Here is a 15842-nt window from a genome sequence, read left to right as displayed (position 1 = left end):
GAAGGCCGCCCTGGGCCCGGAAGTGGCCTGTCACACCTTCCGCGGCCACCGGCTCGTCAGCCGGACCCCCAGCAGGGCGAGCAGAACCAGTGCGGCGCAAAGGATCGCCAGCGCCGGAGCCGGGTGCACGGCCGAGGCGACCACGGCCAGCAGCACACCCCCGAGACCGATGAGCAGCGCCGAGCCGACCCAGTCGGCCAGCTGCATCGCCGAGGTGTTGAAGCCGCGTTCGCCCTCGGGCGAATACCGCAGCAGCAGCACGGAGATCGACGGCATCCCGATGCCCATGCCGGAACCGCCGACGGCGCAGACCACGAACGCGAGCCACGCCGGGCACCACGGCTGCGCGACGAACCCGAACCCGGCCAGGGCCACCGCGACCAGTGCGAAGCCGACGCGCAGGGTCGCCTCGCGCGACCAGTCGAGGAACTTGCCCTGCAGGCCCGACGCGGCCGACCAGCCGATGGCGGTGATCGTGAGCGGCAGGCCGGCGAGCGCCGGCCCGTAACCGTGGACGGCGGTCATGGTCAGCGGCAGGTACGCCTCCATCCCCGCGTACGCGCCCGACAACAGCGCACGCGAAGCGACGACCGTCGGCAGGCCGGGGCGCGCGGTCATCGTGCCGGCGGGCAGCAGCTTGCGCAGCGCCGCGGCGAGCGCGACGAGCCCGGCCACGCCGTAGGCCAGTGCGAGGGGTGACGGGTGCTGGGCCGCCCAGGTCAGCGAGGCGATCCCGAGCGCGGCGATCACCGCGGGCAGCACCCCGGCGCGCCGGGCCGAGGGTTCCGGGAGGTGAGCGGGCAGCCGCCGGACGACGACCACCAGCAGTGAGACCCCGATGGCCACCAGCGGCACCAGCCCCAGGAACACCCAGCGCCACCCGACGCTGACGGTGATCAGCCCCGCGACCGACGGCCCGATCACGGCGGGCAGGACCCACGCGGCGGCGTTCGCGGCGTAGATGACCGGGCGTTCGCGATCGGTGAACGTGAGCGCGATCAGCAGCGACACCGCGACGAGCAGGAAACCCGAGCCGAGGCCCTGCAGCGCGCGGCCGGCCAGCAGCACCGGCATGGTCTGGGCCGTGCCGGCGACGACGAGGCCCGCGGCGAAGAGCGCGGGCCCGATCAGCAGCGCCGGCGCCGGACCGCGGCGGTCGCCCATCCGGCCCGACAGCACGGTCGCGACGACGCTCGCGATGAGGAACGTCGTGAAGGGCCACGAATACAGCGCGAGGCCGTGCAGATCGGCGACGAGCGTCGGCATCGCCGTGGCGACGCCCAGGCCTTCGAAGGCCACCAGCGTGACCACGAGCAGCAGGCCGATCGTCGTGAGCCGGTGGTCCCGGCTCCAGAGAACGCTTTTTCGAGGCCGGCTTCCACTGGTCCGGGCTTCGACCGTCTGGCTCATGATCGCCAGACAACTACCTCCAGCACGGTGGAGGTCAAGCGATTATCCCGCTGTCCGGTGCACCGGCACCGCTTCGAGCCGCAGGTCGTGCGCGAGCGCCGCGGCCTCCCCGCGGGAGCTGACTTCGAGCTTCTCCAGCAGGTTGCGCACGTGGAACTTCACGGTGTGCTCGGACAGCTGCAGCTGCGCGGCGATCTGCCGGTTGCGCAACCCCTGCGAAATCCCCGTCAGCACTTCGAGTTCACGCGCGTTGAGCCGGTCGAGCGGGCGCAGCTCGGGTGGTTCGACCGGGTCGAGCGGCAGCGCTGCGGTGATCGTCGTGCCCCAGCCTTCGACGGCGTCGATCTCCCAGCTGCCCCCCAGCGGCGTGATGCGTTCGCTGAGCCCGGGATCGACGACGACACCGGGCACCGCCGGGTCGTCGTCGCGCACGGTGATGCGCAGCGCCGAGCCGTCGAGGCGCCAGGACGCGCGGATGCGGGTCGTGCCGTCGCGGTCGAGGGCGGCGATCACGAGGCCGCGCGTGACCGTTCGCGCCGTGTGGGCGATGTCCTGGCGCAGCTGGCGGTCTTCGGCGGGGCCGGCGAGGTCGACGGCGACGTCGGCGTGGCCGACGATCGGCGCGAGCTGGTCGGCGAGGACGCCGAACGCGGTGCGCGCCGACTCGGCGGTGAGCGCCTGATCGCGGCCGGCCACGGCCTTGAGGTCCACGAGCGCGCGGGCGGCCAGGTCGGCCGCGGTCTGGCGCGCGGCCGCGTCGGCGAGCCGGCCGGAGCGCAGCACGGACAGGAGCGCGACGAGCGTCGCCGCGTGCGTCTGGCCGAGGTCGGTGGTGGTCTGGGCGCGCGCCTCCGCGGCGGCGAGGTTGCTGGCGAGCACGTCGGGGCTGGGGTCGATCGCCCGCTGGCCGGCGTCGACGCTGGTCAGCTGCCACAGCCGCGCGGCGAGGCCGAGCGCCGTCGCCGAGGGTTCGGCTTCGTCCGGGACCAGCGCGATCACCGCGCCGTTGCCGACGGCCGGGCGCGAGGCGAGCAGGACGACGCGGCGTTCGGCCCCCGCGAGCACCCCGTCGAGGACCACGGCCTCACCCGGCACGGCGCGTTCGGCGAGGTGGTCGAGCTCGGCGCTGGTGACGGCGTCGGTGACCGCCTGGTCCCCGGTGACCTTGAACGGGCTGCGCGTGCAGTCGCCCGTCTGCATGGCGGCGGCGCGGTGCGGCAGCACGGCGGCGAGCTCGCGGGAGAACCGGGGCAGCATCTCGGGCCGCGGCGCGGAGATGACGCGCACGGCGACGTCGAGCACGTGCGCCGGGTCGGTCCAGGTTCCGTCCATGCGTCCACCGTAGGCGCGCCCGGCGCGGCGGGGGCTGCTCGTCCGGCTAGTGAACGCTGCTCGTCCGAGCGGTTCGGATCGGGACGCGGGACAGTTGACTGGTGGAAACACGAACAACCGAAGGGGAGTACGAACGACCATGCGAGCCATCACCTTCGCCGAGTACGGCGGCCCGGACGTGCTGCGGCTGAGCGAAGTCCCGGTGCCCGAGCCCGGCCCCGGGCAGGTCCGCGTCGCCGTGCGGCGCGCGGGTGTGAACCCCATCGACTGGAAGATCCGCAGCGGCGCCATGGCCGAGGGGTCCGCGCCGGACCGCCCGCAGATCCCGGGCGCCGAGCTCTCGGGTGTCGTCGACGCGGTCGGCGACGGCGCGGGCTTCGCCGTCGGCGACGAGGTCTTCGGCTGGCCCGTCACCGGCTCTTACGCCGACTACGCGCTGGCCGAGACCGTCGCGCGCAAGCCGGCGGACCTGTCCTGGGAGGACGCCGCGGCGCTGCCCGTGGCGGGCGAAACGGCGCTGCGCGTGCTGCGCCTGCTGGACGTCAAGCCCGGCGAAGTGCTGCTGATCCACGGCGCGAGCGGCACCGTGGGCCGCTTCGCCACGCAGGCGGCCGTCGCGCTGGGCGCGACCGTGATCGGCACGGCGGGACAGCGCAGCCTCGCCGACGTCAAGGCGCTGGGCGCCATCCCGGTGCTTTACGGCGACGGCTGGCCGCAGCGCGTGCGCGAAGCGGCGGACCGCCCCGTGGCCGCGGTGTTCGACGCGTCGGGCCACGGCGTGCTGCCGGACTCCGTCGAACTGCTCGGCTCGAAGGACCGCGTCGTCACGATCGCCGACGGCGCCGCCTTCGAACTCGGCCTGCCCTTCTCCGCGGGCACCACCGAGGACGCGACGCCCGAGGTGCTGGCCGAAATCCTCCGGTACGTCGCCCGCGGCCTGCAGATCGCACAGGGCAGCAGCTACCCGCTCGAGCAGGCGGGGGCAGCGCAGCAGGAGAGCCAGGCGGGGCACCCGGGCGGGAAGATCACGCTCGTCGTGTCCTGATCGGCCGGGAACGACGGAAAACGCGGGTGCCCCGGCGGCACCCGCGTTTTTCGTCGTCGTCAGTGGACCGGGTGGGCCTCGGCGGTCGCCGGGGTCTCGACGGGCTTCGGCCGGCGGCGGCCCTGGGCCGGGATGCGGACGGTGCCGAGGGCGGAGTGGACGGACGCCTCCGCGACCGCGGCCAGCGACCGGCGGTCCTCGGCGCGCCCCGGGGCGATTTCGGGGCACACGTGCGCCTCCAGGACCAGCCCGCGAAGCGCGGCGACCCGCCGCAGGGACGCGATGAGGGATTCCGGGCCGATGAAGGCCGGCTGGCTGGTTTCGCGGCCGTCGGCGAGGCGGTAGCGCAACGCGATGGGGCGGACGGGCACGCCGCCGTCGATGGCGGCCTGGAAGGTGGCCGTGGTGAAGCGGCCCGACGCCAGGCCGCACCAGGTGGTGCCTTCCGGCGTGACGTTGACGAGCGAGCCGGAGCGCAGCGCGTCCGCGAGTTCGGTCATGGCGCCCGGCAGGGTGCGCAGGCGTTCGCGGTCGAGGAAGATGCTGCCGCCGCGGCGGACGAGGGTGCCGAGAACCGGCCAGGAGCCGATTTCGACCTTCGCGAGGGCGCGCATGGGGCGCAGCGCGTTGATCGCGACGATGTCCAGCCACGAGATGTGGTTGTTCACCACCAGCGCGCCGCGGCCCGCGGGCGCGGCGAGGAAGTCCGCACCGCCGTGGACCACGAGCTTCACGCCGAACGCGCGCAGCACCGAGCGGAAGATGGTGCGCACCAGGCGTTCCCGGCCGCGGCCGCGCAGCACGAGCAGCAGCGGCGCCGTCAGCAGCGCGGCGAAGACGACCCCGATCGCCGACGCGAAGCGCAGGACGCGGCGGGGGAAGGAAACCGTCTCGAAGCCGTCGGTGAGGCAGCCGTCGCCGCAGGGGGACGTCGGCATCCAGGCGTGGCTCATACCTGCACCCCGAGGAAGAACTTGAGGTAGCGCTCGTCGACCTGGTGCAGGTCGAGCACCACGAAGAAGTCGGCGACACCGAAGTCCGCGTCGAGCGCGGGCGGGCCGCACACCGTCGCGCCGAGGCGCACGTAGCCCTTGATCAGCGGCGGCAGCATCGCGCGGTCGGGCCGCGCGATGCCGTCGGTCTCCCACGGGTGCAGCGGCGCGACGCGGCGCGTCTCGTCCGAGTAGTGCTTGGCGCGCAACACGTCCCACACGCCGGCGGCGTAGCTGCCGCCGTCGCTCAGCGGCACGGACGCGCAGCCCGCGAGGTAGCGGTGGCCCGACAGCAGCATGTACCGCGCGATCCCGGCCCACATCAGGCTCATCACGGCGCCGCTGCGGTGGTCCGGGTGCACGCACGAGCGGCCGGTCTCCACGAGCGAACCGCGCAGGCTCGCGAGCGCGCTCAGGTCGAACTCGCTGTCGGAGTAGAGGCTGCCCGCCTGCGTCGCGCGGTCCGGCGGCAGCATCCGGTAGCAGCCGACGATGTCGCCGGTCTTGTCGTCGCGCACCACGAGGTGGTCGCAGAACTCGTCGAAGTAGTCGACGTCGAGCCCCGGTTTTCGGGAATTGAGCTGTGCGCCCATCTCCTCGGCGAAAACGCGGTGCCGCAGCTTCTGCGCGGCGAGCACCTCTTCGTTGTCGTGGGCCACGAGCAGGGAGTACCGCGGAGCATCGGCCGGAAGCTCGACACCCGCCTGATCAGTGCTGACGAGGAGCTGTGACGACGTCATGAACACTGTGTACCTGCCGCCGGGAAACCGCAGAGAGTGCCAATCGATGACCGATTAGTGCACGTTCAGTTAATTGCGGGTTCTCAGGCTCTTCTCAGGAAACACCGATGGCCGCTGAGTGGGACACCCAGCGGCCATCGGAGGGGGCGGACGTCAGCCCTTGCGCTTCTCGACCGCCTCGGTGAGCTGCGGCGCGACGTTGAACAGGTCGCCGACGATCCCGAAGTCGGCGATCTCGAAGATCGGCGCCTCGGCGTCCTTGTTCACCGCGATGATGGTCTTCGACGTCTGCATGCCGGCGCGGTGCTGGATCGCGCCGGAGATGCCCAGCGCGATGTACAGCTGCGGCGACACGGTCTTGCCGGTCTGGCCGACCTGGAACTGGGCCGGGTAGTAGCCGGAGTCGACCGCCGCGCGCGACGCGCCGACAGCCGCGCCGAGCGAATCGGCCAGCTTCTCGACGACGTCGAACTTCTCGGCCGAGCCGACACCACGGCCGCCGGAGACGACGATCGACGCCTCGGTGAGCTCCGGCCGGTCGCCGCCGACGATCGGCTCGATGCCGGTGACCTTCGCGGACTTCGCCGCGTCCTGGGCCGGGATCTCCACGGTCTCCTCGGCGGCCGCACCGTCGGCGGCCTCCGCCTCGACGGCACCCGGACGCACCGAGATCACCGGAACACCCTTGGCCGCCTTGGACTTCACGGAGAACGCGCCACCGAAGATGGACTGGTCCACCGAACCGTCGGCGTTCACGCCCACCGCGTCGTACAGCAGACCGGAGCCGAGGCGGACGGCCACGCGCGCGGCCACCTCCTTGCCCTCGGCGCTCGCGGCGACGAGCACGGCTGCCGGCGACGCCTGCTCGGCGAGCTTCGCCAGCACGTCCACCTTCGGGGTCACGAGGTACCCCGCGGCGTCGTCACCCTCCGCGACGTAGACCTTGGCGGCCCCGTGGCCGGCCAGCGCTTCCTTCGCCTTGGCCGCGGTGCCCGTGGGCCCCACGACGACGGCGGACGGCTCACCGAGCGCACGGGCGGCGGTCAGCAGCTCGAGCGTGACCTTCTTGACCTCACCGTCGACGTGGTCGACGAGGACGAGTACTTCAGCCATTTTCCGGAATCCTCCTCGAAACCGTGTCTCAGATGAGCTTCTGCGCGACCAGGTACTCGGCGACCTTCGTGCCGCCGTCACCCTCGTCCTCGACCTTCTCGCCCGCCGTGCGCGGCGGCTTCGGGGAGGACTCGAGCACGGTGGACCACGCGTTGGCGAGACCGACCTCGCCCGCGTCGACACCGAGGTCGGCGATGGTCAGCGTCTCGACCGGCTTCTTCTTCGCGGCCATGATGCCCTTGAACGACGGGTAGCGCGGCTCGTTGATCTTCTCGCCGACGCTCACCAGCGCGGGCAGGTTCGCCTCGAGGTGCGTGATGCCGTCCTCGGTCTCGCGGTCGGCCTTCACCGAGGAGCCCTCGACGGTCAGCCGGCGCACGTAGGTCAGCTGCGGCAGGCCCAGCAGCTCGGCGAGCATCGCCGGCACGGCACCGCCGCGGCCGTCGGACGCCTCGTTGCCGGCGATGATCAGGTCGTAGCCCTCGACCTTGCCGATCGCGGCGGCGAGCACCTTGGCGGTGGCGATGGCGTCGGAGCCGTGCAGCGCCTCGTCGGTGACGTGGATGGCCTTGTCCGCGCCCATCGAGAGGGCCTTGCGGATGGCGTCGGTGGCGCGGTCGGGGCCCACGGAGATCACGGTGACCTCGCCCTCGCCGGCCTCCTTGATCTTCAGCGCTTCCTCGACGGCCTTCTCGTTGATCTCGTCGAGCACGGCGTCGGCGGATTCGCGGTCAAGGGTGTTGTCGGAACCGGAGAGCTTCCGCTCCGAGTAGGTGTCCGGTACCTGCTTGACCAGGACAACGATGTTCGTCATGGGTCTTCTTCGACCTCCCGGTTGGGGCCGGTCTCTCGGCCGCGGGACAGTGCTCTACTGGCCGGTAGATTAGGGCCAATCCGGCGGCAGGACCCGCCGAGGTGACGGCATTCACCTGGATGAGCAATCTTCTGGGACCATCGTCCCGGTAGCCGACCGGTTAACCCTTTAAGCACACCGCTCGCCCGATCGGACCAACGGTGGGCTACTGGCAGTAGGCCGACAGGCGTTAACCTCCCCGACCATGCCCGCGCACATCGCCGTAGTCACGGACTCGACCTCGTGCCTACCCGACAAACTCGCCGCCCGCTGGGGCATCGGCGTCGTGCAGGTCCAGCTGCACGTCGGAAACCACATGGACGACGAACACCGCTTCGACCGCGCCGACCTCATCACCGCGATGAAGGCCGGGCAGCGCGTCTCGACGTCGCCGCCCGATCCGGGCGCGTTCTTCTGGACCTACCAGGACGCCGCCGCGCGCGGCGCCGCCGCGATCGTCAGCCTCCACATCTCGGGGCGGCTGTCGGAGACCGTGCAAGCCGCGCGCGAAGCGGCGCAGCAGGTGCGGATCCCCGTGCACATCATCGACAGCGGAACGGCCAGCATGAGCCTCGGCTACGCCGCCATTTCCGGCGCGCGCGTCGCCGCCGCCGGTGGTCAGCTCGTGCGCGTGCTCGAAGCCGCCGAACGCCGCGTCCGGTCCGCGACCGAGCTGATCTACGTGGACACGCTCGAGTACCTGCGGCGCACCGGCCGCGTCGGCGCCGCCCAGTCGCTGGTGGGCACGGCGTTCGCGATCAAGCCGCTGCTCACCGTCCGCAACGGCGAGGTGTCGCCGCTGGCGCGCGTACCCGGCACGAAGCGCGCGATGAACCGCCTCGTGGACCTCGCCGTGAAGGCGGCGGGCGACAAGCGCGTGGACATCGCGGTGACCCGCTTCGGCTCCGACGAGACCGAGGTCGTCCGGCGGCTCAAGGAACGCATCCCCGGCATCACGGAGGTCGTGTCCGGGGACGCGAGCACGGTCATCGGCGCGCACGTCGGCCCGGGCGCGCTGAGCATCACGGTGTCACCGACGAACTGACCTTCCGCCCGGGCACGAACAGCAGCACGAGCGGGACCAGCACGGTCAGCGCCAGCGAGCCGAGGATCAGCGCTCGGTCGAGCGGCTCGTAGTGCCCGGCGTGCGCGAGGTGGTACGCGAAGTGCGGCGCGGTGAACAGCAGCGTCGCGATGCACGCGAGCCGGGCGACGGCTGTGGTGCCGATCACGGCGGCGCCGATCAGCGTCGCCGCGAGCGCCAGGCTCAGCGCGCCGTAGTCGCGGATGAGGTGTTCGTCGAAGACGCTGTCCATGCTGACCCAGCCGTGGCGGAAGCCGGGAAAGTCCTGGTAGAAGCCCATGGGCGACAGGGTCGGCCACAGCCCCGACACCGCGGTGAGGAGGCCGAGCAGGGCGAGCAGTACGCGGGTCACAGTCCGTTGCATGCGCTTTGAACGAGCCGGCGAACGCGAATGTGACACGCGCTAGGGTCGCGCAGGTGACCCACGCAGCCACCCGAGCCGAGGCACTGCACCTCACGGGCGAACGGACCGTCCCGGGCATCCCCGAGGAGAACTACTGGTTCCGCCGCCACGAGGCCGCCTACGCCGCTCTGCTCCCCCACTGCGCCGGCGCGACGGTGCTGGAGGCGGGCTGCGGCGAGGGTTACGGCGCGGGGCTGATCGCGACGAAGGCGAAGCGCGTGCTGGCCCTGGACTACGACGTGCCGACCACCGAGCACGTGCGGCGCCGCTACCCGGACGTCGCGGTGGCGCGGGCGAACCTGGTGCACCTGCCGCTGGCCGGCGGATCCGTCGACGTCGTCGCGAACTTCCAGGTCATCGAGCACCTCTGGGACCAGGGCGGGTTCCTCGCCGAGTGCTTCCGCGTGCTGCGCCCCGGCGGGAAGCTGCTGGTCACCACACCCAACCGGCTCACCTTCACGCCGGATTCCGACACGCCGCTGAACCCGTTCCACACCCGCGAGCTCGCACCATCCGAACTGGACGGTCTGCTGCGCGCCGCCGGCTTCGCCGTGGAAACGCTGCACGGTCTGCACCACGCCGAGAGCCTGCGGGAACTCGAGCAGCGCCACGGCGGCTCGCTCATCGACGCGCAGCTCGCCGTGGTCATGGGCTCGCTGCCGGGCCAGGCGGTCTGGCCGGCGGACCTGCTCGCCGACGTCGCCGCGATCCGGCTCGGCGACTTCGCGATCGGCGCCGACGACCTGGCCGCGAGCCTCGACCTCGTCGCTGTGGCGGTGCGCCCGTGAGTCCGGCGCCCACCGAGGGGACCTTCTGCCTCGTCCTGCACAGCCACCTGCCCTGGCTGCCCCACCACGGCAGCTGGCCGGTCGGCGAGGAATGGCTCTACCAGGCTTGGACGCATTCGTACCTGCCGGTGGTCGATCTGCTGCAGCGCTTCGCCGCCGAAGGCCGTCGCGACGTGCTGACGCTCGGGATGACCCCCGTGCTCGCGGCGCAGCTGGACGACCCGTACGCGATCCGCGCGTGCCAAGACTGGCTCGGCCACTGGCAGCTGCGCGCCCAGCACGCGGCGACGCTGTGGGGCGGCGACCCGCTGCTGCGCGACCTGGCCGCGGCCGAGCACCGGGCGGCGATGCGCGCGACCGAAGAGCTGGAAACGCGGTGGCGCCACGGGTTCTCCCCCGTGCTGCGGTCACTTGTGGACAGTGACACCGTCGAACTGCTCGGCGGGCCGCTCGCCCACCCGTTCCAGCCGCTGCTCGACGAGCGCGTGCGCGCGTTCTTCCTCGGCGAGGGGCTGGCCGACACCGCGCTGCGCCTCGGCGGGCGGCCGGCGGGCATCTGGGCGCCGGAGTGCGGGTACGAGCCGGGGATGGAGCGCGGGTACGCCGCGGCGGGCGTCCGCCGGTTCCTGGTCGACGGGCCGTCGCTGCGCGGCGACACCTCCGCCGCGCGCCCCGTCGGCAGCTCCGACGTCGTGTGCTTCGGCCGCGACCTCGAGGTGACGTACCGGGTGTGGTCACCGAAGGCCGGTTACCCCGGGCACGCCGCGTACCGCGACTTCCACACGTGGGCGCACGAAGTGGGCCTCAAATCCGCGCGCGTGACCGGCAAGCAGGTGCCGCCGCACGAGAAGGCGCCGTACGACCCCGCGCTGGCCGCGAGCGTCCTCCGTGGGCACGTGGCGGACTTCGTGGACACGGTCGTCGCGCGCCTGCGGTCGTTGCGGGAGCAGCACGGCCGGGAGTCGCTCGTGGTGGCGGCCTACGACACGGAGCTGTTCGGCCACTGGTGGCACGAGGGCCCGGCGTGGCTCGAAGGCGTGCTGCGCGCGTTGCCCGAGGCGGGCGTGCGCGTGACGACGCTGCGCGGCGCGCTGGAAGCCGGTCACGTGGGCGAACCGATCGACCTGCCCGCGTCTTCGTGGGGTTCGGGCAAGGACTGGCGCGTGTGGGACGGCGAGCAGGTCGCGGACCTGGTGCAGGACAACGCCGCGCTGCAGAAGCGGTTGCTGGACCTCGTCGACGGCCACTTCGCCGAGCACGGGCGGACCGCTCGCGACACCGTGGCCGACCAGGCCGTCACCGAGGCGATGCTCGCCCTGTCTAGCGACTGGGCGTTCATGGTCACCAAGGACTCCGCAGCTGATTACGCGCGCCGCCGCGCCCGCGTGCACACCGAGCGCTTCGACGCGCTCGCCGGGCTCTTGCGCTCCGGCGACCGCGCGCGGGCGCGTGACGTGGCGGCGCGGTTCCGCCGCGCCGACGGACCGTTCGGGCAGCTGGACGCGCGCCGGCTGCTCGCGCCGAACGACTGAAACCGCTGGAACGAAGGGAACACCGAGGAATGAGCATTCGCGACATCCCGCTGAAGACGCTCACGGGCGAGGACACCACCCTGGGCGCGCTCGGCGGCAAGGCGCTGCTGCTGGTCAACGTCGCGTCGAAGTGCGGCCTGACCCCGCAGTACACCGGGCTCGAGCGCCTGCAGGAACGCTTCGGCGACAAGGGGTTCTCCGTCGTCGGGTTCCCGTGCAACCAGTTCGCCGGCCAGGAACCGGGCACGGCGGAAGAGATCCGGACGTTCTGCTCCACCACCTACGGCGTCACGTTCCCGCTGATGGAGAAGATCGACGTGAACGGCGAGGACCGGCACCCGCTGTACACCTCGCTCACCGCGAACACCGACGCCGACGGCGAAGCCGGCGACGTGCAGTGGAACTTCGAGAAGTTCCTGATCAACGCCGACGGTGAGGTCGCGGGCCGCTTCCGGCCGCGCACCGAGCCGGAGGACGACGCCGTGGTCACGGCGATCGAGGCCGTCCTGCCCGCTTGATCCCGGGCACGAGGGGCGGGGTCCGCGCGACCCCGCCCTTCTCCCGCGCTCCTGTTACTGGGCCGGGGTTTCCGGCGGTTTCAACGGCTCCACAGCCGGGAACGAGCCGCGGGCGATCACGGCCCGGTTGTGCTCCGCCGCGACGGTCTCGTCCACTTTGGTCACCCGGCGGTCGTAGGTGAGCAGGCCGTTGACCTCGTTCTCGACGTCCGTGGTCTGGGTGTAGACCGCGCCGGAGAGCGCCAGCTCGTCGACGAGACCCGCCAATCGCGTGCTGACTTCCGCGTAGCGGCGCGTGAGCTCTTCGCTGTCGGCGGTCATCTCGTACGCGTTGGGCGGGCCGGGCCAGCGGTGCTCGTCGAGCACGAGCCCGAGCCCGCCGTACTCACCGTCGACGAGCGCGCGGTGGTCCTGCACGCGCGGCTCCCCCGGACCGACGTACGTGTGGTCGTCGTAGACGTCGCCGGCGCCGAGGTCCGGGCGGGAGAAGCAGCAGTTGATCCCGCTGTTGGCGACGACCAGCCGCGTCGGGTCCAAGTCCTTGACCAGCTCGGCGATCCGGGCCGTGTCGAATTCGCCCCAGCCCTCGTTGAAGGGCACCCACGCGACGATCGACGGCGCGTTCCGCAGCTGGCGCACCATCGTGCGCAGCCCTTCCTCGAACCGTTCCTCACCTTCGGGCACGGGGTCGGGCGCCGGTCCCGGCGGGCCGTCGAAGGACACCGCGAGCGACGGCATGTCCTGCCACACCAGCAGCCCCAGCCGGTCGGCCCAGTGGTACCAGCGCGCCGGCTCGACCTTCACGTGCTTGCGCACGAAGTTGAAGCCGAATTCCTTCGTCTTCTCCAGGTCGAAGCGCAGCGCTTCGTCGGTCGGGGCCGTCAGGCCGCCGTCGGGCCAGTAGCCCTGGTCGAGCGGCCCGTGGAGGAAGGTGACGCGGCCGTTGAGCGCGATGCGCGGCCGGCCGCCGGCGTCGGGGACCACGCTCACCGTGCGCAGGCCGCCGTAGCTCGCGACTTCGTCGAGGACGTCGCCGTGGCGGTCGAGCAGGCGGACGGTCAGGTCGTACAGGTACGGGTCCTCGGGCGTCCACCAGCGTGGTTCGGGGACGTCGGCCCGCAGCCGCGTGCCCGCGGCACCGCGCACGCGCGCGAGTTCGGCCCCGTCCGCCGAGACCACCAGCTCGACCTCCACGCCACCCGTGACCTGCGGGAACACGGTGAAGCCGGCCAGGTCCGGCGTGAGCTCCAGTTCGGCGACGCGGTGCCCGGGCACTGGTTCGAGCCACACCGGCTGCCAGATCCCGGACGTCGGCGTGTAGCAGATGCCGCCCGGTGCGTTGCGCTGCTTGCCGAGCGGGAACGGCGCGATGTCGGTGCGGTCCTCGGCGCGTACGGTCAGCTCCTGCGGCCCGGCCGCACGCAGCACGTCGGTGATGTCCGCCGAAAACGCCGAGTAGCCGCCTTCGTGCGTGGCCACGAGCTGGTTGTTCACCCACACCCGTGCCGTCTGGTCGACCGCGCCGAAGTGCAGCAGCACGCGCTGTCCCCGCCAGTCGCCGGGCACTTCGAACAGCCGCCGGTACCAGAGCACCTCGTCGTGCCGGCCGATCCCGGACAGCGCCGACTCCGGTGCGAAGGGGACCAGGATGCGCTCGTCGTAGCCGACCGGCCGGGGGTCGTCGGACGAAACCGGCCACCCCGCGTAGTCCCAGACGCCGTTGAGGTTCAGCCACCGCGGTCGCACCAGCTGGGGTCTCGGGTACTCGGCGAGCACGTCTTCGGGGCCGACGCGGTCGGTCCACGGCGTCGGCAGGGTTACGTCCGCGCGCTGCCACTCGGGCTGGCTGGAAGTCATCACCTTCGATGGTGACAGACATCCGGACGCCTGACAGCCGGGCGAACCGGCGATATTGACTGGCGAGTAACCTCTGCCCATGCGCGTGCTGATGTTGTCGTGGGAGTACCCGCCCGTGGTCATCGGCGGGCTCGCCCGGCACGTGCACGCGCTGGCGCGCCACCTGGCCAGGCAGGGTCACGACGTGGTGGTCCTGTGCCGCCACCAGGCCGGCACCGACGCGTCCACACACCCGCGCAGCGAGCGCGTGGCCGAGGGGGTGCGGCTGATCCGGGTCGCCGAGGACCCGATGCACCTGACGTTCGAGCGGGATCTCGTCGCGTGGACGCTCGCCATGGGCCACGCGATGATTCGCGCCGCGCAGGACCTGCTGCGGACGTGGCAGCCGGACGTCGTGCACGCGCACGACTGGCTCGTCACGCACCCCGCGATCGCCGTGGCCGAGGCCGCGCGCGTGCCGCTGGTGGGCACGCTCCACGCGACCGAAGCCGGCCGGCACTCCGGCTGGCTCTCGCACCCGCTCAACCAGCAGGTGCACTCCGTCGAGTGGTGGCTCGCCAACCGGGCCGACGCGGTGATCACCTGCTCGCAGGCCATGCGCGCGGAAGTGGCGCACCTGTTCGAAATCGACGCCGCCGACGTCACCGTGATCCACAACGGCATCGAAGAACGCAGCTGGCGGGTGTCGGCGGCCGAGGTCGCGCGCATGCGCGAGCAGCACAGCCCCGACGGCGCGCCGTTCCTGCTGTTCTTCGGCCGGCTCGAATGGGAGAAGGGCGTGCAGGACCTGCTCGCGGCGCTCCCCCGCGTTCGCCGGCAGTTCCCCGGCACGCGCGTCGTGATCGCCGGCAAGGGGCGCCACCACGACGAACTCGTCACGCAGGCGCGCAAGCTGCGGATCCGGCGGGCGGTGGACTTCGTCGGCCACCTGCCCGACCGGGAGCTGCGCGCGCTGCTGGCCGCGGCCGACGCCGTGGTGCTGCCGAGCCGGTACGAGCCGTTCGGGATCGTGGCGCTCGAAGCCGCCGCCGCGAAGGCGCCGCTGGTGGCTTCGACGGCGGGCGGACTCGGCGAGGTCGTCGTCGACGGCGAGACGGGGCTGGCGTTCGAACCCGGTGACGTCGCGGGCCTGGCCACGGCCGTCACGGCCGTGCTCGAGGACGCGGCCGCGGCGACCCGGCGGGCGCGAGCGGCCCAGTCCCGCCTCGCGGCGGACTTCGACTGGGGACGCATCGCCGAAGCGACCGCGGAGGTCTACCGGCGGGCGCGCCTGGGCGAACCGGTGGAACTGGGCCGCCCGAAGATCGCCACGGGCAACGCGTTCGAACTCTGAGCAGGCCCGCCCGGCAGATGAGGCAGTGCCGGGAGCGTCCTTCGGGGAAACAATGGGGGGAGCAGTAGGTAGGCCTACCTGAACGCGGCGGGTGACCGGATCGCCGGGCACCCGCGCGGGAAGCCGGGACGCATGAGGGTGATGTTCGCCGACCGCACCGACGCCGGGCGGAAGCTGGGGCGGGCGCTCGCGCGCGAGCGGTGGGTGGCGCCTGTAGTGCTCGGGCTGCCGCGCGGCGGCGTCCCCGTGGCGGCGGAAGTGGCACGGGCGCTCGACGCACCGCTGGACGTCGTGGTGGCGCGCAAGATCGGGGCGCCGGGGCGGCCGGAGTTCGGCGTCGGCGCGGTGACGGCGGAGGGCCCGCCGTACTACTCGATGGCGGCGCTGCAGGTTTTCGGGCTCACGCCGGAGCGGATGGCTCTGGCGTGTGAACGCGAACGCGCCGAAGCGCGCCGCCGGCTGAAGGCCTACCGGGGCGACCGGCCGGAGCTCTCGGTGACCGGGCACGACGTGCTCGTGGTCGACGACGGGCTCGCCACGGGCGTGACCGCGATGGCCGCCGTCCGGCAGCTGCCCGACGCGCTGCGGGTCGTGCTGGCCGTGCCGGTCTGCGCGCCGGAGGCCCTGGTGGAGTTCGAGGGTGAGGTGGACGAGCTGGTGGCGCTGGCCGCGCCGAGGCGGTTCGGGGCCGTGGGCCGGTGGTACGCCGACTTCGACCAGGTGTCCGACGCGACCGTGGTGCGGCTGCTCGAAACCGCGCGTCCGTCCACAGCGGACGGTGCGTAAACCCCTGGCGCGGCGCGGGGTTCGTGGCGCAAGCTGGTCGCCGACGAAGGAGCGGC

At 72.5% G+C, this 15842-nt stretch carries 15 protein-coding genes; 7 read left to right on the top strand and 8 right to left on the bottom strand.

The features are described from left to right. Window positions 1-30: 30 nt before the first annotated feature. Together ACIA77_RS20845 and ACIA77_RS20840 are read right to left on the bottom strand one after the other, a co-directional pair. Window positions 31-1410 (bottom strand): MFS transporter, encoded by a 1380-nt coding sequence (locus tag ACIA77_RS20845; RefSeq protein ID WP_395887552.1) that lies wholly within the window; start codon window positions 1408-1410, stop codon window positions 31-33. Window positions 1411-1452: 42 nt separating this feature from the next. Continuing rightward, on the bottom strand, window positions 1453-2742 hold the full coding sequence (locus tag ACIA77_RS20840; protein ID WP_395887551.1) for a LuxR C-terminal-related transcriptional regulator: 1290 nt from the start codon (window positions 2740-2742) through the stop codon (window positions 1453-1455). Between the two features lie 139 nt (window positions 2743-2881). On the opposite strand from ACIA77_RS20840, the gene ACIA77_RS20835 reads away from it, so the two are divergent. Next, window positions 2882-3787 (top strand): NADP-dependent oxidoreductase, encoded by a 906-nt coding sequence (locus ACIA77_RS20835; protein WP_395887550.1) that lies wholly within the window; start codon window positions 2882-2884, stop codon window positions 3785-3787. A 59-nt stretch (window positions 3788-3846) separates the two neighbouring features. Here ACIA77_RS20835 and ACIA77_RS20830 read toward each other — a convergent pair whose 3' ends face one another. The 4 genes from ACIA77_RS20830 to ACIA77_RS20815 all read right to left on the bottom strand — a co-directional run bounded on the left by ACIA77_RS20830 (window position 3847) and on the right by ACIA77_RS20815 (window position 7446). Further along, entirely contained in the window at window positions 3847-4740 is an 894-nt protein-coding gene (locus tag ACIA77_RS20830; protein ID WP_395887549.1) for a lysophospholipid acyltransferase family protein, read from the bottom strand. Beyond that, window positions 4737-5519 (bottom strand): GNAT family N-acetyltransferase, encoded by a 783-nt coding sequence (locus tag ACIA77_RS20825; protein ID WP_395887548.1) that lies wholly within the window; start codon window positions 5517-5519, stop codon window positions 4737-4739. The genes ACIA77_RS20830 and ACIA77_RS20825 overlap by 4 nt, the downstream gene beginning before the upstream one ends. 153 nt (window positions 5520-5672) lie before the next feature. After that, window positions 5673-6632: an electron transfer flavoprotein subunit alpha/FixB family protein gene (locus ACIA77_RS20820; RefSeq protein WP_395887547.1), complete on the bottom strand. Its 960-nt coding sequence runs from the start codon at window positions 6630-6632 to the stop codon at window positions 5673-5675. 28 nt (window positions 6633-6660) lie between these two features. Next, on the bottom strand, window positions 6661-7446 hold the full coding sequence (locus ACIA77_RS20815; RefSeq protein WP_395887546.1) for an electron transfer flavoprotein subunit beta/FixA family protein: 786 nt from the start codon (window positions 7444-7446) through the stop codon (window positions 6661-6663). 244 nt (window positions 7447-7690) lie between these two features. On the opposite strand from ACIA77_RS20815, the gene ACIA77_RS20810 reads away from it, so the two are divergent. Further along, a complete protein-coding gene (locus ACIA77_RS20810) occupies window positions 7691-8530 on the top strand; it encodes a DegV family protein (RefSeq protein ID WP_395887545.1) in 840 nt (279 codons plus the stop codon). Here the strand turns inward: ACIA77_RS20810 and ACIA77_RS20805 are convergent. Next, window positions 8508-8933: a hypothetical protein gene (locus ACIA77_RS20805; RefSeq protein ID WP_395887544.1), complete on the bottom strand. Its 426-nt coding sequence runs from the start codon at window positions 8931-8933 to the stop codon at window positions 8508-8510. The genes ACIA77_RS20810 and ACIA77_RS20805 overlap by 23 nt on opposite strands. Before the next feature lie 53 nt (window positions 8934-8986). Here ACIA77_RS20805 and ACIA77_RS20800 point away from each other — a divergent pair, with 53 nt between their 5' ends. The 3 genes from ACIA77_RS20800 to ACIA77_RS20790 are packed head-to-tail and all read left to right on the top strand — an operon-like array spanning window position 8987 to window position 11810. Further along, window positions 8987-9760, top strand: coding sequence for a methyltransferase domain-containing protein (locus ACIA77_RS20800; protein ID WP_395887543.1), 774 nt, complete (start codon window positions 8987-8989; stop codon window positions 9758-9760). Then, complete coding sequence (locus ACIA77_RS20795; RefSeq protein WP_395887542.1) at window positions 9757-11292, top strand: 1,4-alpha-glucan branching protein domain-containing protein; 1536 nt, start codon at window positions 9757-9759, stop codon at window positions 11290-11292. The genes ACIA77_RS20800 and ACIA77_RS20795 overlap by 4 nt, the downstream gene beginning before the upstream one ends. A gap of 29 nt (window positions 11293-11321) precedes the next feature. Continuing rightward, window positions 11322-11810: a glutathione peroxidase gene (locus tag ACIA77_RS20790; protein WP_395887541.1), complete on the top strand. Its 489-nt coding sequence runs from the start codon at window positions 11322-11324 to the stop codon at window positions 11808-11810. Window positions 11811-11864: 54 nt separating this feature from the next. Here ACIA77_RS20790 and ACIA77_RS20785 read toward each other — a convergent pair whose 3' ends face one another. Next, the gene (locus ACIA77_RS20785) at window positions 11865-13667 is read right to left on the bottom strand and encodes a glycoside hydrolase family 2 protein (protein WP_395887540.1); all 1803 of its coding nucleotides are present in this window, start codon (window positions 13665-13667) and stop codon (window positions 11865-11867) included. 79 nt (window positions 13668-13746) lie between these two features. On the opposite strand from ACIA77_RS20785, the gene ACIA77_RS20780 reads away from it, so the two are divergent. Both ACIA77_RS20780 and ACIA77_RS20775 read left to right on the top strand, forming a co-directional pair. Beyond that, on the top strand, window positions 13747-15000 hold the full coding sequence (locus ACIA77_RS20780; protein ID WP_395887539.1) for a glycosyltransferase family 4 protein: 1254 nt from the start codon (window positions 13747-13749) through the stop codon (window positions 14998-15000). Between the two features lie 132 nt (window positions 15001-15132). Beyond that, the gene (locus ACIA77_RS20775; RefSeq protein WP_395887538.1) at window positions 15133-15786 is read left to right on the top strand and encodes a phosphoribosyltransferase; all 654 of its coding nucleotides are present in this window, start codon (window positions 15133-15135) and stop codon (window positions 15784-15786) included. Window positions 15787-15842: the final 56 nt, after the last annotated feature.

The organism is Amycolatopsis sp. NPDC051903 (genome assembly GCF_044452505.1).
Taxonomy (GTDB): Bacteria; Actinomycetota; Actinomycetes; order Mycobacteriales; family Pseudonocardiaceae; genus Amycolatopsis.
The sequence above is the reverse complement of the archived record's forward strand: the minus strand, read 5'-3'. Positions and strand labels throughout refer to the sequence as shown.